The organism is Azospira sp., from assembly GCF_030247495.1.
GTDB lineage: Bacteria > Pseudomonadota > Gammaproteobacteria > Burkholderiales > Rhodocyclaceae > Azospira > Azospira oryzae.
In genome coordinates this window covers 179,412-203,958 of record NZ_JAOTRW010000009.1, presented here as the reverse complement: position 1 = coordinate 203,958, position 24,547 = coordinate 179,412, and the positions used below count along the sequence as shown (strand labels likewise).

Sequence of the window (24,547 nt, the reverse complement as noted above, 5' to 3'; positions counted from 1 at the left end):
GGCATGCTGCTGCGCATCGTCGCCATCGTCTTTCCCCTCTTCGCCATCGTCTTCTTCGGCTGGCTCTACGGCCGCAAGAAGCAGCCGGACATGGCCTTCGCCAACCAGCTCAACATGGAAGTGTTCGTGCCGGCCCTGGTCTTCGCCGCCATGGCCGACAAATCCTTCGACCTGGCCGCCAACTGGGGGCTGGCCGTAGGCGCCGTGGTGGGCGTGGTCGGCTCCGGCCTCGCCGGCTGGGGCCTGGCCCGTCTGCTGGGCAGCGCCCCCAAGACCTTCGTGCCGCCCATGATGTTCAACAACTGCGGCAACCTGGGTTTGCCCCTGGCGGTGCTGGCCTTCGGCGACGGAGCCCTGGCTCCCATGGTGGTGCTGTTCATGGTCTCCAACCTGCTGCACTTCTCCTTCGGCGCCTGGCTGCTCGACCACCACACCCGCCTGGCCAATCTGTGGCGCATTCCCGTGGTGCTGGCCAGTCTGGCCGGCCTGGCGGTGAGCCTGCTGCACATTCCCATCTGGCCGCCCCTGAAGCTGGCCATCAAGATGCTGGGCGACGTCTCCATTCCCCTGCTGCTCTTTTCCCTCGGCGTGCGCCTGGCCGGCTCCAGCCTGTCGGCGGTGCGGGTCGGCCTGTGGGGCGCCCTGGCCCGGCCCCTGGTGGGCCTGCTGCTGGCCTACGCCACCGCCCTGGCCTTGGGCCTGGAAGGGCAGCAGAAAGCCCTGCTGGTGATCTTCGGCGCCCTGCCGCCGGCCGTGCTCAACTACGTCTTCGCCGAACGCTATCGCCAGGAGCCGGACCAGGTGGCCTCCATCGTCCTGCTCGGCAACCTGGCCGCCCTCCTGTTCCTGCCCCTGGCCCTGGCCCTGGTGTTGCCCTAGTCCGTCGAGTCCGGGAGCGGCCTACCGGGCCGGCAGGTTTTCGGGCCAGGGCAGGGGCCTCTTCCCCTGTCCGAAAACCTACAAATGTCGCATTCCTCTCCCCCCGCTGCGGGCCCTGTCTGAAATCAGCAACCGCATGATTTAAATAGCTTGTTTTAAAAAATCCGGCCCTGGCACCCTTATTGCTGATACCCCGGCAAGAGGCCATGCCATGACAACCATCACCATCAACGACACCACCCTGCGCGACGGCGAACAGACCGCCGGGGTGGCGTTCACCGCCGCGGAGAAACTGGCCATTGCCCAGGCCCTGGCGGCGGCCGGGGTGCCGGAGATGGAGGTGGGCATTCCCGCCATGGGCGAGCAGGAGCAGGAAGTGATCCGGGCCATCGCCGGCCTTGGGCTGTCCAGCCGGCTCATGGTGTGGGGCCGCATGTGCGCCGCCGACCTGGAGGTGACGCGGCGCTGCAATGCCCACATCGTCAATCTCTCCATTCCCGTTTCCGACCAGCAGATCCGCCACAAGCTGAACAAGGACCACCGCTGGGTGCTCGATTCCATCCGCCGCTTCGTGCCCGAGGCCCGGGCGGCGGGGCTGGAGGTGTGCGTCGGCGGCGAGGATTCCTCCCGGGCCGACCTGGACTTCCTGCACCGGGTCATGGAGGCGGCCCAGGCCGCCGGCGCCCGCCGTTTCCGCTTTGCCGATACCCTGGGGGTGCTGGACCCCTTCATCACCCACCAGCGCATCGCCGCCCTGCGGGCCCGCAGCGACCTGGAAATCGAAATCCACGCCCATGACGACCTGGGCCTGGCCACCGCCAACACCCTGGCTGCGGTGACCGCCGGCGCCACCCACATCAACACCACGGTGAACGGTCTTGGCGAGCGGGCCGGCAATGCGCCCCTGGAAGAGTCGGTGATCGCCCTCCGGCATCTCTACGACATCGACAGTGGCGTCGATCCCCTGCAGCTGCCGGCCATCTCCGATCTGGTGGCCAAGGCTTCCGGCCGGCCGGTGGCGGTGAACAAGAGCATCGTCGGCGCCAACGTGTTCACCCACGAGGCCGGCATCCACGTGGATGGCCTGGCCAAGAACCCGGCCAACTACCAGGCCTTCGATCCGGCGGAAGTGGGCAAGGGCCACCGCATCGTGCTGGGCAAGCATTCCGGCTCCACCGCCGTGATCCACGCCTACAAGGACTTAGGGATAGACATCGACGAGGGCATGGCCCGCCGCATCCTCTCCCGGGTGCGCAGCTACGCCATGGCCTTCAAGCGCCCGCCGGGCTTTCGCGAACTGATGAGTTACTACCTGGAAGGGATGCAGGGGAGCGGCCGTCCGGCCCCCCGGCTGCATGTCGTCTGAACAAGGAGAAGCCTATGGAAACCCTGATGGACGAACTGCAGCAGCTCTCCACCGCCGAGGAATTCCTCGACTACTTCGGCCTGGAATACGACCCGGCCGTGGTCAGCGTTTCGCGCCTGCACATCCTCAAGCGCTTCAACCAGTACCTGGCCCGGGAAGGCGGACTGGCGGGCCTCAACGAGGGCCTGAGCCGCATCAAGTGCCGGGAGCTGCTGGCCCGGGCCTACACCGATTTCGTTCATTCCTCCGGGATCGAGCAGAAGGTTTTCAAAGTGTTTCAACAGGGCGTGCAGCGGGTATCCGTGGATAGCCTGCGCCGCTCCCTAGGAGAGGCAAGCCATGCATAGTGTCGTCTGTATCAAGCAGGTGCCGGACTCGGCCCAGATCCGGGTGCATCCGGTGACCAACACCATCATGCGCCAGGGGGTGCCGGCCATCATCAACCCCTACGACCTGTTCGCCCTGGAAGAGGCCCTGCGCCTCAAGGACAGGTTCCGCGGCACCGTCACCGTGGTCACCATGGGCCCGCCCATGGCCGAGGCGGCCCTGCGCAAGTGCCTTTCCTACGGCGCCGACGACGCCATCCTGGTGTCCGACCGGGCCTTTGCCGGTTCCGACACCCTGGCCACCTCCTACGCCCTGGCCACGACCATCAAGAAGATCATGGGCAACATGCCGGTGGACCTGATCTTCACCGGCAAGCAGACCATCGACGGCGACACCGCCCAGGTGGGCCCCGGCATCGCCAAGCGCCTCGACTACCAGCTCCTCACCTACGTCTCCAAGATCGTGGACCTGGACCTGGAGAAGAAGGAAATCACCGTGGAGCGCCGGGCCGAGGGCGGCGTGCAGCTCCTGAAGACCGCTACCCCCTGCCTCATCACCATGCTTGAAGGCACCAACGAGATGCGCTTCGGCGACCTGGACGACCTGTTCCGCGCCGCCCGCTATGACCTCAAGGTGTGGAACCGGGAAGCCGCCGGTATCGACGATGCCGAGATGATCGGTCTCAAGGGCAGCCCCACCGTGGTGAGCAAGGTCTTCGCCCCCCGTCCCCGCAGCCAGCGGGCCGAGATGGTGGAGACGGTGGACAACGATCCGAAGAACCTGGCCGTGACCCTCCTGGCCAAGGTGTTCACCCAGCACCCCAAGCTGGAAAAGGAAATCGCCAAGCGGGCGGGTTAACCAGGGAAGAGGACAACAGCCATGAGCGAACAACCGAAAAAGCCGGCGAAGAAAAAGGTCGAACTGGACCCCCGCTTCGTCAATTACAAGCACGTCTGGGTGGTCGTCGAGAGCGAGCGCGGCGAAGTGCATCCGGTCTCCTGGGAACTGCTGGGTGAGGGCCGCAAGCTGGCCGACGCCCTCGGCGTGCAGCTGTGCGGCGTGGTCATGTGCGGCCCCGGCGAACGCGGTGCCGGCATCTGCGGCGAGGCCTTCACCTACGGCGCCGACAAGTGCTACCTGATGCAGGACGAGGTGCTGAAGGACTACCGCAACGAGCCCTACACCAAGGCCCTCACCGATCTGGTGAACACCTACCAGCCGGAAATCCTCATGCTCGGCGCCTCCACCCTGGGCCGGGACCTGGCCGGCTCGGTGGCCACCACCCTGGGCACCGGCCTGGTGGCCGACTGTACCGAACTGGTGATCGAGACCGAGACCCGCAACCTGGCCTCCACCCGTCCCACCTTCGGCGGCTCCCTGCTCTGCACCATCATGACCCAGCGCCACCGGCCCCAGATGGCCACCGTGCGCCCCCGGGTGATGGCCATGCCGGAAGCCGACGGCAGCCGTAGCGGCGAGATCGTCACGGTGCCCTTCTCCATGGTCGAGACCTCCATCGTCACCAAGGTGCTGGAGTTCATCGCCGACGACACCCGGGACAAGCCCAACCTGCCCTTCGCCGACATCATCGTCTCCGGCGGCCGGGGCCTGAAGAAGCCGGAGAACTTCCAGCTGGTGTGGGACCTGGCCAAGGTCCTGGGGGCCGAGGTGGGCGCCTCCCGTCCGGTGGTGCAGGCCGGCTGGGCCGAGCTGGACCGCCAGGTGGGCCAGTCCGGCAAGACGGTGCGACCCAAGCTGTACATCGCCGCCGGCATCTCCGGCGCCATCCAGCACCGGGTGGGCATGGACGGAGCCGACGTCATCATCGCCATCAACACCGATGCCAACGCCCCCATTTTCGACTTCGCCCACTACGGCATCGTCGGCAACGCCATGACCATCCTTCCGGCGCTGACCGAAGCCTTCAAGGCCCACCTGGCGCAAGCCAAAAAAGCCGGCTAACAGGAGAACACCATGGCTGAAAAATTTGACGTGATCGTGGTCGGCGCCGGCATGGCCGGCAACGCCGCCGCCTACACCCTGGCCAAGGGCGGCCTCAAGGTGCTGCAGATCGAGCGGGGCGAAACCCCGGGCTCGAAGAACGTGCAGGGCGCCATCCTCTACTCGGACGCCATCGAGAAGATCATTCCCGACTTCCGCGACGACGCCCCCCTGGAGCGCCACCTCATCGAGCAGCGGGTGTGGATCCTGGACGACAATTCCTATGTCGGCACCAACTACCGCTCCGAGGATTTCAACAAGCCGCCCTACAACCGCTACACCATCATCCGCGCCCACTTCGACCAGTGGTTCAGCAAGAAGGCGCGGGAGGTCGGTGCCCTCACCATCTGCGAGACCACCGTCACCGAGCTGCTGCTGGACGGCAAGAAGGTGGTGGGGGTGATGACCGACCGCAAGGGCGGCGAAATCTACGCCGACGCGGTGATCCTGGCCGACGGGGTGAATTCCCGCCTGGCCACCAAGGCCGGCTTCCATCCCGAGATCAAGCCCAAGGATGTGGCCCTGGCGGTGAAGGAAATCCACTTCCTGCCCCAGGAGACCATCGAGGCCCGCTTCAACATCGGCGAGGAAGAGGGCGTGGTCATCGAAATGGCCGGCACCATCTCCGAAGGCATGATGGGCACCGCCTTCCTCTACACCAACAAGGAATCCATCACCCTCGGCATCGGCTGCATGCTGTCGGACTTCAAGAAGCAGAAGACCACGCCCTACGAGCTGCTGGACAAGATGAAGAAGCATCCTTCCATCGCCCCCCTGATCGAAGGCGGCGAGATGAAGGAATACGCCGCCCACCTGATCCCCGAAGGCGGCTACAACGCCGTGCCCCAGGTCTATGGCGACGGCTGGCTGATCGCCGGGGATGCCGGCATGTTCGTGAACGGCATCCACCGCGAAGGCTCCAACCTGGCCATGACTACCGGCATGCTGGCGGCCCAGACCCTGGTGGAGCTGAAGCAGGCGGGCAAGGCCTTCACCGCCCCCAACCTTTCCAAGTACAAGGCCAAGCTGGACGACAGCTTCGTCATGAAGGACCTGAAGAAGTACCGCCGCATGCCGGACATCTTCCACAAGAACAACCAGTTCTTCACCACCTACCCGACCCTGCTGTCGAAGGCGGCCCAGACCATCATCCGGGTGGACGGGGTGGACAAGAAGACCAAGGAAAAGGAGATCAAGAAGAGCTTCATCGCCTCCCGCTCCGTCTTTGGCCTGATCGGCGACGCCTTCAAGTTCTGGCGCGCCATGGAATAACCCGGAGGACATGACCATGTTGAAAGTCGAAGAGAAACTGTTCCAGGACCGCTACCGGGTCGATTCGGGCCGTCCCCACATCCAGATCAAGAACGCGGAAATCTGCACCCACAAGTGCGCCGAGCAGCAATGCACGGTGTGCTGTCCCGCCGGCTGCTATACCCAGGAGGGCAACGGCAAGGTGGTGCTGATCTCCGACGGTTGTCTGGAGTGCGGCACCTGCCGCATCATCTGCGACGAACACCGCAACCTGGAATGGGAATGGCCCCGGGGCGGTTTCGGCATCCTCTTCAAGTTTGGTTGAGGGCTGTTAGAACCTTTGCCACAGAGGGCACAGAGAACACAGAGTTTCCTGCGGATTTTTACCCAGGTTTGGATTGAAATGAGCCATGCCGTAGGACCCAGGAGGGACGGTCGTTGCAGCCGTTCGGTGTCGGAGAATGGCGTCCTTATTGGTCCGCGCGGCAGCCGGTTTTGACTTTACTCTGTGATCTCTGTGCCCTCTGTGGCTAAAAAAGAAAGCGCAAAAATGGAAGACATTCATCTGTTCCTCGCCCACGCCATCACCCTGGAGCGGGATTCCGCCCGGCGCTACGAGGAGCTGGCCGAAGGCATGAAAACCCTGGGCGATCCGGAAGTGGCCGCCTTCTTCGAGCAGATGGCCCACTACTCCCGCCTGCACCTGGCCGAGGCCACGGAGCGGGGCGGCTTCCGCCATCCGCCCAAGCTGGAGGCCCACGAGTACCAGTGGCCCGACGGCACCAGCCCGGAAACCGCCGCCTGGGCCGGGGTGGATGCCTTCATGGACGTGCCCTCCGCCCTGGCCCTGGCCCTGGACGGGGAGCAGCGCAGCTACGCCTTCTACGCCGGCATCGCCGCCACCACCAGCAATCCCCGGGTCAAGCTGATGGCCGAGGAATTCGCCGCCGAAGAAGGCGAACACGTGGCCGAGCTGGAAAAACGCATCGCCAAACTTCCCGCCTGAGGAGGCGCCATGAAACCCAAGAAGCACGTTTTCGTCTGTACCCAGGGCCGGCCCCCCGGCCATCCCCGGGGCAGCTGCATGCAGAGCGGCGGCCAGGCGGTGATGCAGGCCTTCCTCAACGAGCTGGGCAGCCGCAACGCCTTCGACCGCTTTGCCGTCACCGCCTGCGGCTGTCTCGGCCCCTGCGACGGCGGCCCCCACGTCCTGGTCTATCCGGACGGGGTGCTGTACCAGCACGTGCAGCCCGGCGACGCCGGGGAAATCTTCGACCAGCATCTGGAATTCGACGAGCCCCTGGAACGGCTGCGGGCTCCCGCCGGAGTATGGGACTAGATCTGGAAGACGGCGACCCGGCCGGCGGCGAAAGCATCCCCGGCTACTGCGGCGACCTCCCCGCCGCCACCGCGGCCCTGCTGCAGGAAGCCGCCGCCTGCGACGACGAACGGCGGGCCGAGTTCCTCATCCTCCGGGCCCATCACCAGTCCCCCTTCCACTTCGCCGTGTACCTGGCCCTGTACAAGTTCCACTTCTACCGCCAGCACTTCGAGGCGGCGGAACAGTGGATGCGGGCCGGCCTGGCGGCCAGCGCCCAGGCCGCCGGCTTTCCCCTGGATGCGCCGGCCCCGGCCCGCTTCGCCGAGCCCCTGGCGGCGGCGCCCCGCTTCTATCTTTTCTCCCTCAAGGCCCTGGCCTTCACCCTGCTGCGCCAGCAGCGCCCGGAGGAAGCCCGGGCCTACCTGGACCAGCTGCAGCGCCTGGACCCGGAGGATCGCATCGGCGCCGGCCCGGTCCGGGCGGTGGCCGCGGCGACGGCGTAAAGGGCGGCCCGGCGCGTCCATGGTTCCTGCTCCGGCCAGCCAGGCGCCGCCCCGGGCGGCCTGCCCCGAACTGCACCTGCCGCCGCCCCTGCCCGGCATCGTCGCCGCCGTCGGCGAGGACGAGCTGCGCTGGCTCTGCCTGCGCCTGGCGGAAGCCCTCCAGGCCGGGCCCCTGGCGGCGGTGTGGCAGCTGGAGGTGGATGAGTTCTCCGACCTCGCCGGCGAACTGGCCGAGCTGGTGGTGCACGGCCTGGCCGGCCGCCAGCGGCAGCGGGCGGTGATCGCCTGGGTCCGCCTGTGGGGCCGCCACGGCCCCCTGGCGCTGGACGAAGGGCTGCGCCAGTCCTGGCTGGGGCTGTGGTCCGGGCAGTTGCAGCGGGTGCCCCTGCCGGCCTACCTGGCCCGTCCCCTGGTGCGCTGGATGGAGGCCCTGACGGCCCAGTGGGTGCAGCCCGGTGCCGCCACGGTGCTGGCTTTTCCCCGGGCATCCCCCGGGTAGCGCCCGTGGTTTTCCCCGGGCTGTAATTTGCCCCCGTTTCCCCTAGACTGGCCTCAAAAACCACTCCCGGGAAGACGTCTTATGGCCATCAAGGAAAGCTGGCGCTGGATCGCCCTGGTGCTGCTGCTGGTATGCGGCATCGACCTGCGCCTGTACTTCCTGGCCCAGGACGAACGGCAGGCAACCCTGGCCCGGGCCCACGCCACCCTGCACACCAGCGCCAAGGTGCTGCTGGGCCGCATGGACCAGTTGCTCGATACCTACGACCGCACCCTGTCCGGCATCGGCGAGGCCATTGGTGCCCACGGCGGCCTCTCCCGCCGGCCCGATCTCTACCTGCACCGTCTGCTGCTGCGCCGCCACGCCATCACCCCGGGCCTCAACTGGCTGATGCTGGCCGGGACCGATGGCCGCATCGCCGAACTGTCGGACCGCTTCCCCGCCAGCGACGTGGACGACGTCTCCCAATGGCCGTTCTACCAGCTCCCCCTGCGTCATTGGGAGATGGGCCTGTACATCGGCCCGGCCCAGCGCTCGCCCCACTCCAACGAGCCCTTCGTCCCCGTCAGCCGCCGCGTCGAGAACGACGGCGAACGCCTCCTCGGCGTGGTGGCAGGCGGCATCAACCCGGAGCAGCTGCGCCGCCTGCTGGAAGACGAGGACCTGCCCCCCGGCTTCGCCCTGCACCTGCTGCTGGAAGACGGCCGGGCCCTGGCCTGCCTGCCCCTGGGTCCCGACTGCCTGGAACGCAACTGGCTGGCCGACCCGGGGCTGGCCCGCGCCATCCTGGCGGCACCCCACGGCCCCTTCGACAACGGCCGGGTCATCGGCGACGTGGTGGGGCCCGGCGCCTTTGCCCGCTCCGAGCGCTACCCGGTGCTGGTGGTGGCCACCGCTGACGAGGCCCGGGTGCTGGCGCCGTGGCGGGACAGCCTGCCCAGCTACTGGGTCATCGCCCTGGGCAGCAACATTGGCCTGGCGGCCCTGGCCTATTTTGCCTACCACCAACTGCTGCGCCGCCGCCGCGCCCTGGAGGCCCTGCGGGAAGCCAACCAGGGCCTGGAGGCCCGGGTGGCCCAGCGCACCGCGGAACTGCGCCAGCGCGAGGCCCAGGCCCGCACCTTCATGGACACCGCCATGGACGCGGTGGTCGTCCTCGACCAGGAACGCCGGGTGCTGGAATTCAACCGGGCGGCGGAGCGGCTCTTCGGTTTCCGCGCCGAGGAACTGCTGGGCCGCAGCGTGGAGGAGTTCATGCCGGAGCAGACGGTGCCGATCCACCGCGCCCTGCTGGCGGAAGCGGCCGCCGGCCATGCCGCCGATGGGGCCGGCCACGGCCGCGAGATGCTGGCCCGCGCCGCCGACGGCCGCGAATTCCCGGTGGAAGTGAGCATCGGCAGCACGGAACTGGCGGGGGGGCGGGTTTTCGTCGGCATCCTGCGCGACATCAGCGAACGCAAGGCGGTGGAAGAGGAGCTGCAGCGCCTGGCCACCACCGACGGCCTCACCGGCATTCTCAACCGCCGCGCCTTCACCGCCGAGGCCGAGCGCCTGGTGGCCCTGGCCCGGCGCCACGATCACCCCCTGGCCCTGTTCATCCTCGATGCGGACAAGTTCAAGAACATCAACGACAGCCACGGCCACCCGGTGGGCGACCAGGTGCTCCAGGCCCTGGTCCGTGCCATCGGCGGCGGCCTGCGCCAGAGCGACGTCTTCGGCCGCCTGGGAGGCGAGGAATTCGGCCTGCTGCTGCCGCAGACGCCGCCGGCCGGGGCCCACCAGCTGGGCCAGCGCCTGTTGCAGGCGGTGCGCCAGGTGCGGCTGCCCCTGGCCCAGGGCGAACTGTCCTTCAGCGTCAGCATCGGAGCCTCCCTCCTGGCCGGTCCGGGGGACGACCTGGAGGCCATGATGCACCGGGCCGATGCCGCCCTCTATGCCGCCAAGGCCGGCGGCCGGGACCGGCTGGCCTGGGAAGGCTGGCAGCCCCCCGCTGCCTGAGCGCACTGGCCTGGGGCGCGGGGTCCTCCGGGCGACCCAAGGCGGGGCCCGGCACCCGGCCCCGGGGCGCCCCCATTCCCGCCATTGCCGGGAAATTCCCCTAAGTCCTTGTCCGGCATGGGCTTTGCTAATCGTTATATATTCGAAAAATAACGAAGGAAAGCCGCCATGAACGACCAGCCCGTTAGCGACATTGCCGATCAACTCAGCCCCGACCGGGTCGCGCCCCTGCGCCTGTACCCGGTGGCGGGTATTCCCGGTCCCTTTGCCGTGGCCGCCGGCCACGACCGTCTGGCCTGGCTGGAGCGGGCCGCCGTGGCCGACGCCCTGGCGGTGGGCGCGGAGGCCGCCGGGGAGGCCCGCCGCGCCGCCGAGGAACTGAACAATCTGGCCGGCGAACGCCTGGCCGAATGGGAGGCAGAGGATGGTGGGGAAGGCAGTGGCCGCCTGCGCCTGACGCCCCGGGGCCGGCGCCTGGCCATGGTGCTGGTGGCACTGGCGGAGGAACGGCAACTGCTGCGCCAGCGCTGCGGCGGCCATTTCGATGCGGATCTGCAACTGCTGGAACGGGTGGCGGTGCGCACCAGCGCCCGCAACCAGTTCTGCGGCCGGGTGCAGGCGGTGGAGCAGGGGCCCCTGCTCGACCAGGTGCTGCTGGCCCTGCCCGGCGGTCGCCTGCTGCGGGCCAGCGTCACCCCGGAGAGTACCCGCTGCCTGGGCCTGGCTCCGGGCCAGGAACTGGTGGCCCTGGTCAAGGCCTCGGCCACCCTGGTGCTGGGCAGCGGCGAAGGCAGTGACTACGCCGACTACAACCGCCTCGGCGGCATCGTCCAGCGCATCCAGGAAAGCGGCGAACGGCGGGAGATCGTGGTGGACCTGGGCCACGGCCTCACCGGCGTCGCCAACGCCGGCGCCGACCTGGCCGAACCCTTCGCCCCGGGCCAGCCGGCCTGGATCGCCTTCCGTCCCTCGGCCGTGCTGCTGGGTCTCGTCGGCTAGACCAGCACCAGGCTCACCGCCACGTCCCGGGGCGGGGCGCTGTAGGGCCAGGAGGAGACCAGCAGGCGGGCGCCGCTGGCGGCGTAGGCCGCCGCGTTGCCGGGGTGGATGCCGCCGGCGGCGGCGAGGATGGGGCGGAGCTCGTGGCTGGCCAGCAGGTCGCGGCAGGCGGTGACGGCGGCGGGGCTGAATTTCTCCAGTTGCAGGATTTCGGCGCCGGCCCGGGCCCAGACCAGGGCCTCTTCGGCGCTATGCACCTCCACCGCCAGCTTGTGCTCCGGCAGGGCGCCATGGAGCCGGGCCGCGGTGGCGGCGGGGGGCTCGGCGAGAAAGCGGCGGTGCTCGGCGAAGAGCAGGAGGGACTCGGAGAGGCCCAGGCGGTGCATGACGGCACCGCCACAGCGCATCGCTTTCACCGCCAGGGCTTTGTTGCCCGGCGGCGTCTTGCGCGTGCAGGCCACCGGCAGGGGCGCCGCCGCGGCCACCAGTTCGGTAGCGGCGCTGGCCAGGCCGCTGCTCCATTCCAGCAGCACCTGGGCGCTTTTCCAGGCCCGGTGCAGGGCGGCGGCACTGCCCTGGGCTTCCAGGATGGGGGCGTCGGCGGCCAGGGCCTCGCCGCTGGCCACCAGGGGGCGTGCCGCGCAGCCGGCCAGGGTCAGCAGGCGGACCGCCTCCTCGACGCCGCACAGGGTCATGGGCTGGCGGGCCCGGCAGTCGAGGCGGCCGGCCTGGGGGCCGATGCCCAGGGCGGCGGTGGTGAGGTCGCCGTGGGGTACGTCGTCGGCCAGCAGCCGGGTCAGGTCGGCGTCGCCGAGGACACAGTCGGTGTCGACCGCAGGCGTGGCGGAGGGGGAATGAGGATGGGAAAGAGGAGCGGCGGCAACCATGGCGGGCTTTCGTCGTTGGCGCCGCGCCGGGGGCGCGGCTAGTGGCGGGAGGTGAGCAGGTCCTTCAGCTTGCACAGGATCAGGGTCGGGTCGAAACGTGTGTCGGGCAGCACCTCGCCGGCCAGCACCCGGGCCAGGGCCGCCGCCGGGTCGGTCTCGCCGGTGAGCAGCACCTGGGCGCCGTGCTTGGCCATGTGGCGGATGAAGCCGTCGCCGGCGCTGGCGGCGATGACCACTTCCACCCCGTCCAGGGGATGGGGGCCGTTGTCGTCGAAGTGGTGGATGACCTGTTCCTTGGCCAGCTCGATGCGTTCCCCGGCGGGCAGGGGCGCACCCGGCCGGCAGTCGTAGAGCAGCCACTGGCGGGCCTGGCCGGCATGGCTGGAGACGGTGGCGAAATCCTTGGCGGCGATGGCGATTTTCATGGTGTCGGAAATCCTACAAAGGGAGGCGGATGGCTCTTCAGAGCGAATTCCGTACCGCTTCGCCTTCCTTGCAAGGGCCGGTCTGGGAGGCAGAAGGGACGGCCTTCTCGACGATGCCATGCTGAATAGTGGCGTCCCGCTTGCCGTTGCGGGCAGCGCCTGCAGAAAACCCGAGTCGCGGCCTGGCGGTCGCCTTCGCCAGCCGTGCAGCCCTCAGGCCAGCAGGGCCACGGCCTTGATCTGGGCCCACACGTTTTTCCCCGGCTGCAGTTGCAGCTGGTCCCGGGAGCGGCGGGTGATGCGGGCCAGCAGGGGCGTGCCGCCGGCTTCCAGACGTACCAGGACGTGGGCCGGGGTGTCGGCGTCGGCGATGGCGGCCACCGTGGCCGGCACCCGGTTGAGGATGGAGCTGTCGTCCCGTTCCGAGAGGGAGAGGCTGACGTCCCGGGCCCGCACCTGGAAGCGCAGGCGCTTGCCCGGGTTTTCCGGGCCGTGGGCCACCTGCACCCGGCCGCCGGGGAAATCCAGGGCCAGCAGGTGGTAGGCGGCATCGTGGCCGGCCACGAGGCCTTCCACCACCACGCCGGCGTCGTCGCTCACCGCCGTGGGCAGGTCGAGACGGGCCAGGGTTTCCGCCAGGGGGCCGCTGGCCGCCACCTGGCCGTTGTCCAGCAGCACCAGGTGGTCCGCCAGGCGCGCCACTTCATCGGGGGAATGGGTGACGTAGAGCACCGGGATGTCCAGCTCCTCCCGCAGGCGGGTGAGATAGGGCAGGATCTCGGCCTTGCGCTTGCCGTCCAGGGCGGCCAGGGGCTCGTCCATGAGCAGCAGCCGGGGCGAGGCCAGCAGGGCCCGGGCGATGGCCACCCGCTGCCGCTCGCCGCCGGAGAGCTTGTCCGGGCGGCGGGCCAGGAGGTGGCCGATGCCCAGCAGTTCCACCGCCTGGGCCAGGTCCACCCGCCGTTCGGCGGCGGCCAGGCGCTTGCGGCCGAAGTCCAGGTTGGCCTCGACGCTGAGGTGGGGAAAGAGGCTGGCCTCCTGGAAGACATAGCCCAGGGGGCGACGATGGGTGGGTAGGAAGTGGTCGCCGTCCTGCCACACCTCGCCGTTCACCTCCAGGTAGGCGCCGGGGTGGCGCTCCAGGCCGGCGATGGCTCGCAGCAGGGTGGTCTTGCCCGAGCCGGAGTGGCCGAACAGGGCGGTGACGCCCCGGCCCGGCAGGGTCAGGTCTGCCGCCAGGGAAAATTCCCCGTAGGCGATGTGAAAGCGGGCGCGAATGGCCTGATCGTCGTTGGGCATTTCAGTAGCCATGGCGGCTCCTTGCCTTGCTGCCGTAGAGGGCCAGCAGCACCAGGAAGCTGAAGACCAGCATGCCGCCGGCCAGCCAGTGGGCCTGGGTGTATTCCAGAGCCTCCACGTGGTCGTAGATCTGCACCGAGACCACCCGGGTCTTTTCCGGGATATTGCCGCCGATCATCAGCACCACGCCGAACTCGCCCACGGTGTGGGCGAAGCCCAGGATGGTGGCGGTGACGAAGCCGGGCCGGGCCAGGGGCAGCACTACCGAGAAGAAGGTGTCCCAGGGCGAGGCCCGCAGGGTGGCGGCCGCCTCCAGGGGCCGTTCCCCCAGGGACTCGAAGGCCTGCTGCAGGGGCTGCACCACGAAGGGCATGGAGTAGAGCACGGAGGCCAGCACCAGGCCGGGAAAGGTGAAGGGCAGCAGGCCCAGGCCGAGGGACTGGGTCAGCTGGCCGATGGGGCCGTTGGGGCCCAGGGTCACCAGCAGGTAGAAACCGAGCACCGTCGGCGGCAGCACCAGGGGCAGGGCCACGGCGGCCCCCACCGGGCCCTTTAGCCAGGAGCGGGTGCGGGCCAGCCACCAGGCGATGGGCGTGCCGAAGAGCAGCAGGAGGAGGGTGGTGGTACCGGCCAGCTTGAGGGTCAGCAGGACGGCGTTCCAATCATCGGGACCGAAGGGCATGGGCGGCGTGGGGCAGTCGGGTCAGGTAAGTATGGCCGAAGGGCGGTGCAGGTGGTGATTGTGGCAGCCGGCGCAAAAGGGGGCCGGGGCGGCGCCTGGCGCCCCGCCCGGCCCAAGGGGGTGACTCAGAGGTCGTAGCCGTAGGTCTTGATCACAGCCCTGGCCTTGTCGCCCTTCAGATACTTGACCAGGGCCTCGGCGGCGGGCTTGGCCTTGCCGTTGACGGTGCCCTTTTCCAGGATGGCGGCGTCCTGGCGGATGGGGCTGTACAGCTTGCCCGGCACCAGCCAGACGGAGCCGCCCTTGAGCTGGCCGTGCTCGTCCAGCACCTGGGCATAGGCGACGAAGCCGAGCAGGGCGTTGCCGGTGGCGACGAAGTTGTAGGCCTGGGCGATGTTCTCGGCCTGCACGAACTTGGGCGCCAGGGTGTCGTAGGCGCCCAGGGCCTTCATGGTCTCCACGGCGGCGGCGCCGTAGGGGGCCAGCTTGGGATTGGCCAGGGAGAGATGATCGAAGCCGCCCTTCTTCAGCACTTCGCCCTGGTTGTCCACGATGGCCGGCTTGGCGCTCCACAGCACCAGCTTGCCGATGGCGTAGGTGAAGCGGCTGCCGGGCAGGATGCCGTTTTCCTTTTCCAGTCGGGCCGGGGTCTCGTCGTCGGCGGCGAGGAAGACCTCGAAGGGGGCGCCGTTCCTGATCTGGGAATAGAACTTGCCGGTGGCGCCGAAGGACAGCACCGCCTTGTGGCCCGTGTCCTTCTCGAACTGGGCGGCAATCTTCTGCATGGGGGCGGTGAAGTTGGCGGCCACGGCCACCTGCACCTCGTCCGCCTGGGCGGCGGTGGCGGCGAAGGCGCCCAGGAGGGCGGTGGCGAGGATGGCGGCGGAACGGCGGGGCAGGGTCATGGCGGTTCTCCGAAGGTCGTGAAAGGGGATTGGGAAAAGCGGGAATCAGGCGGTGGCGGCGAGGATCACGCTGGAGGCCTTGAAGAAGGCGCAGGCCTTCTTGCCCGGCACCAGTTCCAGGGACTCGATGCTGCCGTGGGTGACCACGGCGGTGAGGGTCTTGCCGCCGGGCAGGGTCAGGGTGACCTCGGCATTCACCGGGCCGTCGTGGATGTGGCTGATCTCGCCCCACAGCTGGTTGCGGGCGGTGATGCGGCCGGCGCCCTCGGTCAGCAGCATCAGGGAGGAGGCCTTGACCAGGGCGCAGATCTCCTTGCCCAGGGCCAGTTCCAGGTTCTCCGAGGATTCCCTGGTGATGATGGCCACCAGCTCGGTGGATTCATCCAGGGCGATGCGCACCTCGAAATCCACGCCGCCGTCGCGCAGGCCGACGATCTTGCCGACGAACTGGTTGCGGGCACTGGTGCGCACCGAGAGGCGGCGCAGCAGGGACTGGAACTGGCGCACGTCGCCCTCGCTGATTTCCGCCATATGGCCGGCGAGGCGGTCCAGGGCGCCCTGGTATTCCTGCTCCACGGCCCGGTAGAGGGCGATGATCTTGCGTCCGTAGTCAGTCAGCAGGGTGCCGCCGCCGTGGCGGCCGCCGGTGCTGCGCACCACCAGGGCCTCGTCGGCCAGGTTGTTCATGGCATCCACCGCATCCCAGGCCGCCTTGTAGGAGAGGGGCACGGCCTTGGCCGCCTGGGAAATGGAGCCGTGGGTGTCGATGGCCTCCAGCAGGCGGATGCGGGTGTCGCCGAGAAAGGGGCCGAACTCGGTTTCCAGGGCCAGCTTGCCCACCAGCTTCTGTTGATTTTGGGACATCACAGCCTCTTCCTTGTCACGAAATATACAAAACTACATAGCCATTCTGGTGCGCGGGCGATCATTGATGCACCACCGCGGGGATTTGCAGCGCTATGGTTGAACTTATGCAACGGAACGACCTAGACTGCGCTTCATCACGCAAGAACCATGCGCGATATTATGTAGTAAATAGCGCAATTGAAAATAACCCGGATCAAAAAGGAGTTCAGCATGAAGACCAGCGCCCGTAACGTCTTTTCCGGCAAGGTGAGCGCCCTCACGGCCGGCGCCATCAATACCGAGGTCGAAATCACCACCGACGGCGGTGACCGGCTGGTCGCCATCGTCACCCAGGCCAGCGTCAGGGAACTGGGCCTGGCCCTGGGCAAGGAAGCCTTCGCCCTGGTCAAGGCGCCCTGGGTCATCCTCATGGCCGACGACGGCGAGGTGAGGTTCTCCGCCCGCAACCAGCTAAAGGGCACGGTGCAGAAAATTTCCCGGGGCGCCATCAACACCGATGTGGTGCTGGCCCTGGCCGGCGGCACCCAGGTGCACGCCGTGGTCACCAACGAGGCGGTGACCGAACTGGGCCTCAGGGAAGGCAGCCCGGCCACCGCCCTGATCAAGGCCAGTCACGTGGTGCTGGGCGTGCCGGCCTGAGTTTTTCGGCCAGCAGAAAAGGAAAAAGCCGCCCGTGGGCGGCTTTTCTATTTTGCGGCATCGACTCCTGCGGCGAGGAGTGCTGGCCGCTTCCCCTTTGGGGGAAATTTGCTCCGGGTGCGCCGGATCAGGCGCGGCAGGTTGCCGGTTTGGGTTGGGGCTTCTTGCCCTTGGATTCCTTCTTCTTGTCCTTGCTGCCCATATGTTTGCTCCTTGAATGAGGGTGCCGGCGCGATGCCGGCACTGTCTGGATCATAGTACGGATGGCGGATGCCGGGAGGCCGGAATTCCTTCTGCATGCCGGTGATTGGGCGGGGGAGGGCGGCGATCGGTTAAAATCCCGTCCCTGTTAACTGGAGAACCCCATGTCCAACCTGCCCGCCTGCCCCCAATGCACCCTGGAAAACACCTACCCGGACGGCGACAACTACGTCTGCGCCGATTGCGGTTTTGAATGGCCCCAGGCCGGTGCGGCGGCGGAAGAGGAAGCCGACGCCGTGATCAAGGACGCCAACGGCACCGTCCTCAACGACGGGGACGCCGTGGTGCTGATCAAGGACCTCAAGGTCAAGGGTTCCTCCATCGTCCTCAAGCAGGGCTCCAAGGTGAAGAGCATCCGTCTGGTGAGTGGCGGCGACCACGAGGTGGACTGCAAGCTGGACCAGGGCAATTTCATGCTCAAGGCCTGCTTCCTGAAGAAGGTCTGAGTCGTATAGGCACCGGCAGCGCCGGTCCCGCCGCAGCAAGGCCCGCCTCTCCGGCGGGCCTTTGTTTTTGCGGCTTTACATTCTTTTACCGAGGCCGTCAGCTACTTAACGGGGACCGCCCCTAAATTTTCCGCATCGCCATACTTACGGCGCCCACCGTCAGGGTCCGCCGCCGCTGCCATGACTTTGCCCCCCATCTCCGCCAGCGCAGCCGCCCGGGCGGAACGCCTCTACCACCAGGGCATCGCCTGTCTGGAAGCGGGGCAGGGGCAGCAGGCGGAAGCGCACCTGCGCCAGGCCCTGGCCCTGGCGCCCCAGCTGACCCGGGCCCGGGCCAACCTGGGCTATGTGCTGGAGGAACGGGGCGCCTGGGCGGAGGCCGAGGCCGCCTACCGCCGCGCCCTGGCGGAAGATCCCGGCCTGGGGCCGGTGTGGCTCAACCTGGGCGGCCTGCTGCTGTCCCGGGGGCGGGCCGAGGAGGCCCTGCCTGTGTGCCTGCAGACCCTCTCCCTGCTGCCCGGGGCGGCGGCGGCCTGGGTCAATCTGGGGGCAGCCTGCATCTGCCTGGAGGATTTCGCCCAGGGCGAGCGCTGCCTGCTGAAGGCCCTCAGCCTGGAGCCGGACCGGCCGTCGGCCCACATCAACCTGGCCTACCTGCTGCTGCGCCAGGGGCGCTACGAGGCGGGCTGGGAGTGCCTCGAGGCCCGGCCCTGGTACCGGGAACTGGCGGCCCACGCCCATTGCCCGCGCTGGCGCGGCGAGGCGCCGGCGGGGCGCCACCTGCTGGTGCTGTGCGAGGCCGGCCACGGCGACATGATCCAGTTCTGCCGCTACCTGCCCCTGCTTGAGGCCCGGGGCGCCCGTCTCAGCCTGGTCTGCCAGCCGGCCCTGGTGCGCCTCTTCGCTGCCCTGCCGGGGGTGGAGCGGGTGATTCCCCTGGCCGACCTGCCCGGCGCCCGGGGCGACTGGGATGCCTGGGTGCCCCTGATGAGCCTGCCCCGCCATTTCGCCACCCGGGTGGACAGCATTCCCGCCGCCCTGCCCTATCTGCAGGCTGGCGCCCCTGAACGCCAGGCCTGGCGGCGGCGCCTGCCGGCGGCAGGCCTGCGGGTGGGTCTGGCCTGGCGCGGCAATCCCCGCTTCGAGAACGACGGCGAGCGCTCCCTGCCCGGGCTGTGGACCCTGGCGCCCCTGGCGGCGGTGCCCGGCATCGCCCTGGTCAGCCTGCAGAAGGGCGAGGCGGAGGAAGAGGCCCTGTGGCCCCCGGCCGGCATGCACATCGCCGCCTTGGGCTCGGAGCTGACGGACTTCGCCGACACGGCGGCCCTCATCGCCAACCTGGATCTGGTGATTGCGGTGGATACGGCGGTGGCCCATCTGGCGGCGGCCCTGGGCGTGCCCTGCTGGCTGCTGCTGCCCCGCTACAAGACCGACTGGCGCTGGCTCGAAGGGCGCCAGGATTCGCCCTGGTATCCGGGAGTGATGCGCCTGTTCCGCCAGGAGCGGCGGGGCGACTGGGACGAGGTGGTGTCCCGGGTGGCCGGGGAACTGGCGGCCTGGGCTGACGGTGCAACTCCTGACAGCGGGACCCCTGCCCTAGAGGTGGGCGCTCACGGAGAGGGTGCCTAGGGCCGGCCCGTCCTCGTTGCCGAAGCACTCCGCCAGATGGGCGCAGACGCCGCAGGAGGGAGCGCGGCAGGCGCGGATCTCGGCCTGCTCGCACAGTTGCAGGTAGAAGAACTTTTTCCAGCGCATATTGCCCGTGTTGCGCGCGAAAAGCCGGGGAAAGTGTTCCCGCAGCAGGTCCGACAGGGCCTGCCGGTGGGGCAGGCCCAGGTCCTGCCACAGGTGGTTGTCGCCGAGGCAGCCCTTGGCCACGGCGGCGGCCAGGGGCCGGCTCTCCGGTCCGCTGCCATGGTCGAGCAGGAGGGCCAGCAGGTCCTCGTACTCGTCGTCCCGCGCCCGGGGCAGGCGGGCGAGACGGCCCAGGTCCATCAGGGCCAGGTAGTGGGCGGCGTCCATGGCGGCGGCTCGGGGCGGAACGGGTTCAGGCCTTGGCCGGGGCGTGGCTGATGCACTTCTTGGAACAGTTGCGGGCGCAGGCCTCGCAGCCGACGCAGTTTTCCGGGTGGGCCACGGTCATGACCTTTTTCTCGTACTCGTCGTCGTCGCCGTCGTCGATGGCGATCAGCTCGCCCTCGTCGTCCATGGCCATGAGGGAGAGCACATCCCGGCCGCAGGTCTTGAAGCAGCGGCCGCAGCCGATGCACTTTTCGTCGTCGATGCTTTGCACGAAGTTGGGAATCCACTCCACACCGGAGGGCAGGGTGACGCTGAAGACAGACATGATGGCTCCTTGTAGAAAAATTCAGCGGGGCAGGGTGGCGGCCAGGGCGTAGTGGCGCCGCTCCGGGCGGCAGGCGCCGGCGGCGCCGTGCTCCCGGGTGCACACCAGCCAGTTGCCGGCGAGGCGCCAGGCGAACACCGACTGGCCGTAGCAGCGGGCTTCTTGGAAGGCGCCTTCCTCGTCGTCCACGATGGGGGCGGGCACTTCATAGACGTGGTGGTAGAAGCAGTTCTCGCCCCAGCGGTCAAAGCCCATGACCCGCACGCCGCCGGCCTGGAGGTCCGCCTCCCGCTCGAAGCGGATGGGCACCGCGGTACGCCGCCGGTAGTCCGCCGGCAGGTAGCGTTGCCATTCGCGGCGCCAGGAGGTCTCGTCCCGGGTCAGGTCGGGCAGGCGTTCCACGATTCCTCCTAGCCCAGCTCGGCCAGGCGCTGCCGCGCCGCGGTGAGGGCGGCGTAGGCGTCGTGGGTCTTCTGGGCCGTTTCCATGATGTTTTCCCAGTTCACCGGCAGCTCCTCCGAGAGGTCGTGCAGGTTCATCTTCCAGGTCATGGCCTGGGCCGAGAGCTTCTTGATCTGGGCCTTCAGTTCTTCGGGGTTGTCGCTCATGGGGGGATTCCTTAAATCGTGGCCACAGAGGGCACAGAGATCACAGAGGGGAAAACATCGCAGCGGAAACGCCGGGGACTTTGACGATCCGTATTGCCGCCGCTACTGCCCGGAATTTCTCTGTGCTCTCTGTGTCCTCTGTGGCTAAAGCCTTTCAACCGTAATTCGCCACCTCGCCAAAGCGGGCGATCATGGCCACTGCTTCGTTGACGATCTTGTCGCCCTGTTCGGCCAGGGCTTCCAGGGAGTCGAAGCCGAAGCGGTGCACGTCCCGGTGGTACTTGTTGAACACCACCAGTCGGCCGGCGATGAGCACCACGCGGCCGAAGCCCTCGTGGCTCATCTTGATCATGGGGGCGCACATCACCTTGCTCTGGCGCTCGATGGCCAGGCCGATGGCGTTGTAGTACAGCTCCAGGCGCCACAGCACTTCCGGGTCCGGGTCGTCGATGATGGGGATGGCCTTGCGCGCCTCCTTGTCCAGCACGTAGGGACCCACCACTTCCACATCGCTCTTGCCGTCCCAGTGGCCGTAGCTGTCCTGGGAACGCAGCTGCTTGACCAGCTCGGAGAGGAAGGGGGAGTCGGCAATGGCAAAAGTTGTGCAGACAGCTGAATCAGACATGGGATTTTTCCTCTTCCAGGGCGTCGTCGAAATTGCGTTCCTGATCCTTCATCAGGGCCTTGCGCAGCCAGGGCGGCGGGGTGCCCTTGAGCACGGCCTGCAGCTTGCCGATGATGGCGGTGATGGGTTCCGGATTGGGCACCTTCACCGGGTGGATCTTCATGTTCACCACCCGGGCCGCCGCCGAGCCGCCAATGGCGGCCACGTACACGATGGCGCAGTCCTGGATGGCTTCCAGTTTGGCTCCCAGCTTGTCCTCGGTGCCGTCCTCCTTCAGGTCTCCCTCGAAGCGGACCACGGTGGCCAGGGTCGAGCTGTCGGCGGTGATGTCGTAGATGGCGATGTTGCGGGCCCAGCCGAAGTGGGCGTCCACCTGTTGCAGGTCCTCGGTAGCGAATGCGACTTTCAGCGGTTTGCTCATGGCGGCACCTTCCTTGGTTGATTCAGTGACAAGCGACAGCCGCCGCACCGTGCGCGCAGCCGGTGCCGCAGCTGGCGGCGGGTTCGGCGGTCGGCCGGAAATCGTCGGGGACGGCTTCGTGCAGGTTTTCAATGAAGACATTGCCCACCTCGAAAATCAGGTTCCGGGTGCCCCGGTAGCCCACGCTCACCTTGTGGGCCGCGCCGAGGCGGTCGAAGGTGGGCAGGCCGGAGCGGCAGAAGGGGATGCCCAGCCGCGCCGCCGCCTGGCGGCCGTGGGCATGGGTGATGAGCAGGTCGGCGCCGACGGCGCCCTGCTCGAAGTCTTCCAGGTCGCCGATCAGCACTTCGTCCGCCGGTACCCGGTTGAGGAGCGGGGATTCGGTGCTGGTGACGGCCACCTGGATTTCCGCCCCCATTTCCGTGAGGAAGGTGGTGAGGGCGTACAGCAGGTCCGGCTCGGCGGCCACCGCCACCTTCTTCTTGCCGAAGTGGAAGTGGCCGTCCAGCATGGCGTCCAGCAGCTGGCTGCGCTGGCGCTTGAAGCGGGGCGGCACCTCGGTGTTGGCGATGCGGGAGAGCAGGGCCAGGAAGTCGTCGCAGGGCTTCAGCCCGGTGAGCCGGTCGAAGACGGTGTAGGGCACGCCGGCGATGTCCTTCAGCTTTGCCGCCGCCGCCCGGCCCTGTTCGCCGATGACCAGGGTGTAGGCCGACTCGCCCATGCTGCGCAGTTCGTCGAGCCGGGTGCCGCCCAGGGTGGTGGGCAGGAAGGTCTCGGGAATGTGGCCGTCCATGGAGCCGGAGAGGTCGGGCAGCACCACCGGGGTGAGACCGAAGGCTTCCACCATCTCCTTCACCTCCTCGATGTCGCCGGGGGTGAGGTGGCAGCCGGGCAGGATGTTCACCTGCCAGGGGCGGCGCACGTTCGACGGTTTGGCGATGGTCTCCACCATGCGCAGCACCGCCTTGCCCCAGCCGTCCTGGAAGGCGCCGGCGAAGTCCGGGGTGGAGACGAACACCACCTCCATGTCCGCCAGTTCCGGGTGCTTCTGCCGGATCAGCTGGAGGAAGCCGTCCACGTCGTCGCCCTTGGCCTCGGTGATGCCGGTGGAGATGAGGCCCACCAGGGCCGGGGCGGCCCGCTTGTGGATATTCACCAGGGCCTGCTCCACATTCTCCAGGCCGCCGAGGATGGTAGTGACCTCGTTCATGGCCGTGGTCTGCAGGGGAATGGTCTCGCGGAAGTGCTTGACGAAGAGCACCAGGCCGAAGGCGGTGCAGCCCTGGGAGCCGTGCAGCAGGGGCAGGGCCTGGTCCATGCCGAGGAAGGCCAGGGCGGCGCCGATGGGCTGGCTCATTTTCAGCGGATTGACGGCGCAGGCCTTCCTGCTGTGCTTGACCTCAGCCATGGCACACCTCGCCTTCAAGTGCTTCCTGGTTACAGGACTGCCACTCTTCCAAGTCCTGTTCCCAGTCGGGCCGCTCCCAGGGGGCCGGCTGGCGCACCTGCTGCCACACCGGGTTGTAGAGGGCCTTGTCGATTTCATCCACCAGATTGACGATGCCGTCGTAGCCGGCCAGGGCGTGGTGCCGCTCCTGGTTGATCTCCACCCAGGGGGTCTTGGCCTTCAGCGCCACGAACTGGGAACGGCCGCCGGAGAGCATCACGTCGGCCTGGGAGTCCCTGAGCATCCGGTACATCTCCCGGGGCGGCAGCTCGTCGAACATGTGGGCGTCGGTGCCCATGATCTCCTTCACCTTCTCCCGGTCGTTGGCGGTGGTCTTGCGCATGGAGGTGCCGACGATTTCCATGCCCACTTCCTGCAGGGCCGAGACCACGGACCAGGACTTCACCCCGCCGGTGAACAGCAGCACCCGCTTGCCCTTCAGGCGCGCCTTGTAGGGCTCCAGTCGGGCCCAGGCCTTGGCTTCCTCCCGGGCGATGAGGGCCTCGGCCCGTTCCGGCAGATCCGCCGGGCCGCCCTGGCGCACCAGCAGGGCGCTGATCTTGCGCAGGGCGTCGGACATGTCGGAAACGCCGTAGAAGCTGCCCTCGAAGAAGGGAATGCCGTAGCGCTCCTCCATCTTGCGCGCCACGTTGATGAGGGCCTGGGAGCACAGCATGATGGCCGCCCTCGCCTTGTGGGCCGTGGCGATGTCGTTGTAGCGGCCGTCGCCGGAGATGGTGGCGAGGATGCGGATGCCCAGTTCGTCGAAGAGGGGCTTCACCTGCCACAACTCCCCCACCACGTTGTATTCGCCGATCAGGTTGATGTCGCAGGGGGTGGTGTACTCGGGCTCCCGGGTGCCGATGACGTAGTCCAGCAGGGCTTCGCCCCCCAGCTTGTTGCCCAGGTTCTTGCTGCCGACGAAGCCGGGGGCATTCACCGGGATCACCGGCTTGCCGAACTTGGCGGCGGCGGCCTTGCACACCGCCTCGATGTCGTCGCCGATCATGGCCGGCAGGCAGGTCTGGTACACGAAGACGGCGGGCGGGTCGTACTTGTCGATGATTTCCTTGATGGCCCGATAGAGCTTCTTCTCGCCGCCGTACACCACGTCCATCTCGTTCATGTCGGTGGTGAAGCCGGTGCGGTAGATATGGGAGCCGGAGGAGAGGGTATGGCGCGAATCCCAGGAATTGCCTTCGCAGGCGATGGGGCCGTGTACCAGATGGGCCACGTCCACGATGGGCTGCAGGGCGATCTTGGCCCCGTCGAAGGCACAGCCGCCGGCAGCGGCGCCCGGAGTGAGCTGCTTCTTGCAGCCCGCCTTGCGTTCCTTCTCGCCCTTGGCCTGGTTGGTGGCGCAACCCGGCTCTTCCAGGACACTGGCCACCTTCTGTTGCAACGCGCTCATGTCGGCTCTCCTACAATTTTTCTTTTGTGAGCCTTAAGTAGCAGGTTTGGTGCCAGTGCCCGGCACTGCCCCAAAGTGCTTGTTTTTGCTGCCTCGTCAGGGCCGTGGCGGCGCCATGGGGCACCGTCCTGTC

At 68.0% G+C, this 24,547-nt stretch carries 30 protein-coding genes; 16 read left to right on the top strand and 14 right to left on the bottom strand.

What is annotated here, in order from left to right; all coding sequences use genetic code 11:
• Positions 1 to 3 precede the first annotated feature (3 nt).
• The 13 genes from OEL49_RS14690 to OEL49_RS14630 all read left to right on the top strand — a co-directional run bounded on the left by OEL49_RS14690 (position 4) and on the right by OEL49_RS14630 (position 11,144).
• Positions 4 to 879, top strand: a complete 876-nt coding sequence (locus OEL49_RS14690; RefSeq protein ID WP_014235690.1) for an AEC family transporter — start codon at positions 4 to 6, stop codon at positions 877 to 879.
• 211 nt (positions 880 to 1,090) lie between these two features.
• The gene (gene nifV / locus OEL49_RS14685) at positions 1,091 to 2,245 is read left to right on the top strand and encodes a homocitrate synthase (RefSeq protein WP_014235689.1); all 1,155 of its coding nucleotides are present in this window, start codon (positions 1,091 to 1,093) and stop codon (positions 2,243 to 2,245) included.
• A 14-nt stretch (positions 2,246 to 2,259) separates the two neighbouring features.
• Positions 2,260 to 2,592, top strand: a complete 333-nt coding sequence (gene nifW / locus OEL49_RS14680; protein WP_014235688.1) for a nitrogenase stabilizing/protective protein NifW — start codon at positions 2,260 to 2,262, stop codon at positions 2,590 to 2,592.
• Positions 2,585 to 3,430, top strand: a complete 846-nt coding sequence (locus OEL49_RS14675) for an electron transfer flavoprotein subunit beta/FixA family protein (RefSeq protein ID WP_014235687.1) — start codon at positions 2,585 to 2,587, stop codon at positions 3,428 to 3,430. Before nifW ends, OEL49_RS14675 begins: the two co-directional genes overlap by 8 nt.
• Positions 3,431 to 3,451: 21 nt before the next feature.
• Positions 3,452 to 4,534: an electron transfer flavoprotein subunit alpha/FixB family protein gene (locus tag OEL49_RS14670; RefSeq protein ID WP_014235686.1), complete on the top strand. Its 1,083-nt coding sequence runs from the start codon at positions 3,452 to 3,454 to the stop codon at positions 4,532 to 4,534.
• Between the two features lie 12 nt (positions 4,535 to 4,546).
• Positions 4,547 to 5,845, top strand: a complete 1,299-nt coding sequence (locus tag OEL49_RS14665; RefSeq protein ID WP_014235685.1) for an FAD-dependent oxidoreductase — start codon at positions 4,547 to 4,549, stop codon at positions 5,843 to 5,845.
• Positions 5,846 to 5,861: 16 nt separating this feature from the next.
• Positions 5,862 to 6,149 carry a ferredoxin family protein gene (locus OEL49_RS14660; protein ID WP_287875366.1) on the top strand — a complete coding sequence of 96 codons (288 nt, stop codon included), beginning with the start codon at positions 5,862 to 5,864 and terminating at the stop codon, positions 6,147 to 6,149.
• A gap of 225 nt (positions 6,150 to 6,374) precedes the next feature.
• Positions 6,375 to 6,830, top strand: coding sequence for a ferritin-like domain-containing protein (locus OEL49_RS14655; RefSeq protein ID WP_287875364.1), 456 nt, complete (start codon positions 6,375 to 6,377; stop codon positions 6,828 to 6,830).
• A 9-nt stretch (positions 6,831 to 6,839) separates the two neighbouring features.
• Entirely contained in the window at positions 6,840 to 7,163 is a 324-nt protein-coding gene (locus tag OEL49_RS14650; protein ID WP_205229681.1) for a (2Fe-2S) ferredoxin domain-containing protein, read from the top strand.
• Positions 7,154 to 7,648 (top strand): hypothetical protein, encoded by a 495-nt coding sequence (locus tag OEL49_RS14645; protein ID WP_130459782.1) that lies wholly within the window; start codon positions 7,154 to 7,156, stop codon positions 7,646 to 7,648. Before OEL49_RS14650 ends, OEL49_RS14645 begins: the two co-directional genes overlap by 10 nt.
• A 19-nt stretch (positions 7,649 to 7,667) precedes the next feature.
• A complete protein-coding gene (locus tag OEL49_RS14640) occupies positions 7,668 to 8,147 on the top strand; it encodes a hypothetical protein (RefSeq protein WP_014235680.1) in 480 nt (159 codons plus the stop codon).
• Between the two features lie 81 nt (positions 8,148 to 8,228).
• Positions 8,229 to 10,145, top strand: a complete 1,917-nt coding sequence (locus tag OEL49_RS14635) for a sensor domain-containing diguanylate cyclase (protein WP_014235679.1) — start codon at positions 8,229 to 8,231, stop codon at positions 10,143 to 10,145.
• Between the two features lie 168 nt (positions 10,146 to 10,313).
• A complete protein-coding gene (locus OEL49_RS14630; protein WP_014235678.1) occupies positions 10,314 to 11,144 on the top strand; it encodes a TOBE domain-containing protein in 831 nt (276 codons plus the stop codon).
• Here the strand turns inward: OEL49_RS14630 and modD are convergent.
• The 6 genes from modD to OEL49_RS14600 form a co-directional block, all read right to left on the bottom strand.
• Complete coding sequence (gene modD / locus OEL49_RS14625; protein ID WP_014235677.1) at positions 11,141 to 12,031, bottom strand: ModD protein; 891 nt, start codon at positions 12,029 to 12,031, stop codon at positions 11,141 to 11,143. The genes OEL49_RS14630 and modD overlap by 4 nt on opposite strands.
• A 38-nt stretch (positions 12,032 to 12,069) precedes the next feature.
• Positions 12,070 to 12,456, bottom strand: coding sequence for a NifB/NifX family molybdenum-iron cluster-binding protein (locus OEL49_RS14620; RefSeq protein ID WP_014235676.1), 387 nt, complete (start codon positions 12,454 to 12,456; stop codon positions 12,070 to 12,072).
• A gap of 213 nt (positions 12,457 to 12,669) precedes the next feature.
• Positions 12,670 to 13,767 (bottom strand): molybdenum ABC transporter ATP-binding protein, encoded by a 1,098-nt coding sequence (modC, locus tag OEL49_RS14615; protein ID WP_014235675.1) that lies wholly within the window; start codon positions 13,765 to 13,767, stop codon positions 12,670 to 12,672.
• Positions 13,757 to 14,437: a molybdate ABC transporter permease subunit gene (gene modB / locus OEL49_RS14610; RefSeq protein WP_014235674.1), complete on the bottom strand. Its 681-nt coding sequence runs from the start codon at positions 14,435 to 14,437 to the stop codon at positions 13,757 to 13,759. The genes modC and modB overlap by 11 nt, the downstream gene beginning before the upstream one ends.
• A gap of 125 nt (positions 14,438 to 14,562) precedes the next feature.
• Positions 14,563 to 15,342 carry a molybdate ABC transporter substrate-binding protein gene (gene modA, locus OEL49_RS14605; protein WP_014235673.1) on the bottom strand — a complete coding sequence of 260 codons (780 nt, stop codon included), beginning with the start codon at positions 15,340 to 15,342 and terminating at the stop codon, positions 14,563 to 14,565.
• A gap of 45 nt (positions 15,343 to 15,387) precedes the next feature.
• A complete protein-coding gene (locus OEL49_RS14600; protein WP_014235672.1) occupies positions 15,388 to 16,206 on the bottom strand; it encodes a TOBE domain-containing protein in 819 nt (272 codons plus the stop codon).
• 213 nt (positions 16,207 to 16,419) lie between these two features.
• On the opposite strand from OEL49_RS14600, the gene OEL49_RS14595 reads away from it, so the two are divergent.
• The 3 genes from OEL49_RS14595 (at position 16,420) to OEL49_RS14585 (ending at position 19,184) form a co-directional block, all read left to right on the top strand.
• Entirely contained in the window at positions 16,420 to 16,848 is a 429-nt protein-coding gene (locus OEL49_RS14595) for a TOBE domain-containing protein (RefSeq protein ID WP_014235671.1), read from the top strand.
• Between the two features lie 365 nt (positions 16,849 to 17,213).
• Entirely contained in the window at positions 17,214 to 17,555 is a 342-nt protein-coding gene (locus OEL49_RS14590; protein WP_014235670.1) for a zinc ribbon domain-containing protein YjdM, read from the top strand.
• Between the two features lie 180 nt (positions 17,556 to 17,735).
• Positions 17,736 to 19,184 (top strand): tetratricopeptide repeat protein, encoded by a 1,449-nt coding sequence (locus tag OEL49_RS14585; protein ID WP_287875357.1) that lies wholly within the window; start codon positions 17,736 to 17,738, stop codon positions 19,182 to 19,184.
• Here the strand turns inward: OEL49_RS14585 and OEL49_RS14580 are convergent.
• The 8 genes from OEL49_RS14580 to nifE all read right to left on the bottom strand — a co-directional run bounded on the left by OEL49_RS14580 (position 19,152) and on the right by nifE (position 24,414).
• Positions 19,152 to 19,577, bottom strand: coding sequence for a nitrogen fixation protein NifQ (locus OEL49_RS14580; protein WP_130459793.1), 426 nt, complete (start codon positions 19,575 to 19,577; stop codon positions 19,152 to 19,154). The two genes, OEL49_RS14585 and OEL49_RS14580, sit on opposite strands and share 33 nt — an antisense overlap.
• A 25-nt stretch (positions 19,578 to 19,602) precedes the next feature.
• A complete protein-coding gene (gene fdxB, locus OEL49_RS14575; RefSeq protein WP_014235667.1) occupies positions 19,603 to 19,902 on the bottom strand; it encodes a ferredoxin III, nif-specific in 300 nt (99 codons plus the stop codon).
• A 21-nt stretch (positions 19,903 to 19,923) separates the two neighbouring features.
• Entirely contained in the window at positions 19,924 to 20,304 is a 381-nt protein-coding gene (locus OEL49_RS14570; RefSeq protein WP_014235666.1) for a hypothetical protein, read from the bottom strand.
• Between the two features lie 8 nt (positions 20,305 to 20,312).
• Positions 20,313 to 20,510, bottom strand: coding sequence for a CCE_0567 family metalloprotein (locus tag OEL49_RS14565; RefSeq protein ID WP_014235665.1), 198 nt, complete (start codon positions 20,508 to 20,510; stop codon positions 20,313 to 20,315).
• Between the two features lie 154 nt (positions 20,511 to 20,664).
• A complete protein-coding gene (locus tag OEL49_RS14560; protein ID WP_014235664.1) occupies positions 20,665 to 21,135 on the bottom strand; it encodes a NifX-associated nitrogen fixation protein in 471 nt (156 codons plus the stop codon).
• Positions 21,128 to 21,556, bottom strand: coding sequence for a nitrogen fixation protein NifX (nifX, locus tag OEL49_RS14555; protein WP_197739016.1), 429 nt, complete (start codon positions 21,554 to 21,556; stop codon positions 21,128 to 21,130). The genes OEL49_RS14560 and nifX overlap by 8 nt, the downstream gene beginning before the upstream one ends.
• Positions 21,557 to 21,578: 22 nt before the next feature.
• Positions 21,579 to 22,964 carry a nitrogenase iron-molybdenum cofactor biosynthesis protein NifN gene (gene nifN / locus OEL49_RS14550; protein ID WP_287875352.1) on the bottom strand — a complete coding sequence of 462 codons (1,386 nt, stop codon included), beginning with the start codon at positions 22,962 to 22,964 and terminating at the stop codon, positions 21,579 to 21,581.
• Positions 22,957 to 24,414 carry a nitrogenase iron-molybdenum cofactor biosynthesis protein NifE gene (gene nifE, locus OEL49_RS14545; RefSeq protein WP_287875350.1) on the bottom strand — a complete coding sequence of 486 codons (1,458 nt, stop codon included), beginning with the start codon at positions 24,412 to 24,414 and terminating at the stop codon, positions 22,957 to 22,959. The genes nifN and nifE overlap by 8 nt, the downstream gene beginning before the upstream one ends.
• Between the last annotated feature and the right edge of the window lie 133 nt (positions 24,415 to 24,547).

What these genes read in the sequence shown, in the direction of transcription:
- OEL49_RS14690 (WP_014235690.1), top strand. Translation starts at nt 4, where the DNA reads ATGCTGCTGCGCATCGTCGCCATCGTCTTTCCCCTCTTCGCCATCGTC.
- OEL49_RS14635 (WP_014235679.1), top strand. Translation starts at nt 8,229, where the DNA reads ATGGCCATCAAGGAAAGCTGGCGCTGGATCGCCCTGGTGCTGCTGCTG.
- OEL49_RS14590 (WP_014235670.1), top strand. Translation starts at nt 17,214, where the DNA reads ATGTCCAACCTGCCCGCCTGCCCCCAATGCACCCTGGAAAACACCTAC.
- nifV (WP_014235689.1), top strand. Translation starts at nt 1,091, where the DNA reads ATGACAACCATCACCATCAACGACACCACCCTGCGCGACGGCGAACAG.
- OEL49_RS14650 (WP_205229681.1), top strand. Translation starts at nt 6,840, where the DNA reads ATGAAACCCAAGAAGCACGTTTTCGTCTGTACCCAGGGCCGGCCCCCC.
- modB (WP_014235674.1), bottom strand. Translation starts at nt 14,437, where the DNA reads ATGCCCTTCGGTCCCGATGATTGGAACGCCGTCCTGCTGACCCTCAAG.
- fdxB (WP_014235667.1), bottom strand. Translation starts at nt 19,902, where the DNA reads ATGTCTGTCTTCAGCGTCACCCTGCCCTCCGGTGTGGAGTGGATTCCC.
- OEL49_RS14630 (WP_014235678.1), top strand. Translation starts at nt 10,314, where the DNA reads ATGAACGACCAGCCCGTTAGCGACATTGCCGATCAACTCAGCCCCGAC.
- OEL49_RS14620 (WP_014235676.1), bottom strand. Translation starts at nt 12,456, where the DNA reads ATGAAAATCGCCATCGCCGCCAAGGATTTCGCCACCGTCTCCAGCCAT.
- OEL49_RS14660 (WP_287875366.1), top strand. Translation starts at nt 5,862, where the DNA reads ATGTTGAAAGTCGAAGAGAAACTGTTCCAGGACCGCTACCGGGTCGAT.
- OEL49_RS14645 (WP_130459782.1), top strand. Translation starts at nt 7,154, where the DNA reads ATGGGACTAGATCTGGAAGACGGCGACCCGGCCGGCGGCGAAAGCATC.
- OEL49_RS14655 (WP_287875364.1), top strand. Translation starts at nt 6,375, where the DNA reads ATGGAAGACATTCATCTGTTCCTCGCCCACGCCATCACCCTGGAGCGG.
- OEL49_RS14595 (WP_014235671.1), top strand. Translation starts at nt 16,420, where the DNA reads ATGAAGACCAGCGCCCGTAACGTCTTTTCCGGCAAGGTGAGCGCCCTC.
- nifE (WP_287875350.1), bottom strand. Translation starts at nt 24,414, where the DNA reads ATGAGCGCGTTGCAACAGAAGGTGGCCAGTGTCCTGGAAGAGCCGGGT.
- modA (WP_014235673.1), bottom strand. Translation starts at nt 15,342, where the DNA reads ATGACCCTGCCCCGCCGTTCCGCCGCCATCCTCGCCACCGCCCTCCTG.
- OEL49_RS14675 (WP_014235687.1), top strand. Translation starts at nt 2,585, where the DNA reads ATGCATAGTGTCGTCTGTATCAAGCAGGTGCCGGACTCGGCCCAGATC.
- OEL49_RS14665 (WP_014235685.1), top strand. Translation starts at nt 4,547, where the DNA reads ATGGCTGAAAAATTTGACGTGATCGTGGTCGGCGCCGGCATGGCCGGC.
- modC (WP_014235675.1), bottom strand. Translation starts at nt 13,767, where the DNA reads ATGGCTACTGAAATGCCCAACGACGATCAGGCCATTCGCGCCCGCTTT.
- nifX (WP_197739016.1), bottom strand. Translation starts at nt 21,556, where the DNA reads ATGAGCAAACCGCTGAAAGTCGCATTCGCTACCGAGGACCTGCAACAG.
- OEL49_RS14565 (WP_014235665.1), bottom strand. Translation starts at nt 20,510, where the DNA reads ATGAGCGACAACCCCGAAGAACTGAAGGCCCAGATCAAGAAGCTCTCG.
- OEL49_RS14580 (WP_130459793.1), bottom strand. Translation starts at nt 19,577, where the DNA reads ATGGACGCCGCCCACTACCTGGCCCTGATGGACCTGGGCCGTCTCGCC.
- OEL49_RS14640 (WP_014235680.1), top strand. Translation starts at nt 7,668, where the DNA reads ATGGTTCCTGCTCCGGCCAGCCAGGCGCCGCCCCGGGCGGCCTGCCCC.
- nifW (WP_014235688.1), top strand. Translation starts at nt 2,260, where the DNA reads ATGGAAACCCTGATGGACGAACTGCAGCAGCTCTCCACCGCCGAGGAA.
- OEL49_RS14600 (WP_014235672.1), bottom strand. Translation starts at nt 16,206, where the DNA reads ATGTCCCAAAATCAACAGAAGCTGGTGGGCAAGCTGGCCCTGGAAACC.
- OEL49_RS14585 (WP_287875357.1), top strand. Translation starts at nt 17,736, where the DNA reads ATGACTTTGCCCCCCATCTCCGCCAGCGCAGCCGCCCGGGCGGAACGC.
- nifN (WP_287875352.1), bottom strand. Translation starts at nt 22,964, where the DNA reads ATGGCTGAGGTCAAGCACAGCAGGAAGGCCTGCGCCGTCAATCCGCTG.
- OEL49_RS14560 (WP_014235664.1), bottom strand. Translation starts at nt 21,135, where the DNA reads ATGTCTGATTCAGCTGTCTGCACAACTTTTGCCATTGCCGACTCCCCC.
- modD (WP_014235677.1), bottom strand. Translation starts at nt 12,031, where the DNA reads ATGGTTGCCGCCGCTCCTCTTTCCCATCCTCATTCCCCCTCCGCCACG.
- OEL49_RS14670 (WP_014235686.1), top strand. Translation starts at nt 3,452, where the DNA reads ATGAGCGAACAACCGAAAAAGCCGGCGAAGAAAAAGGTCGAACTGGAC.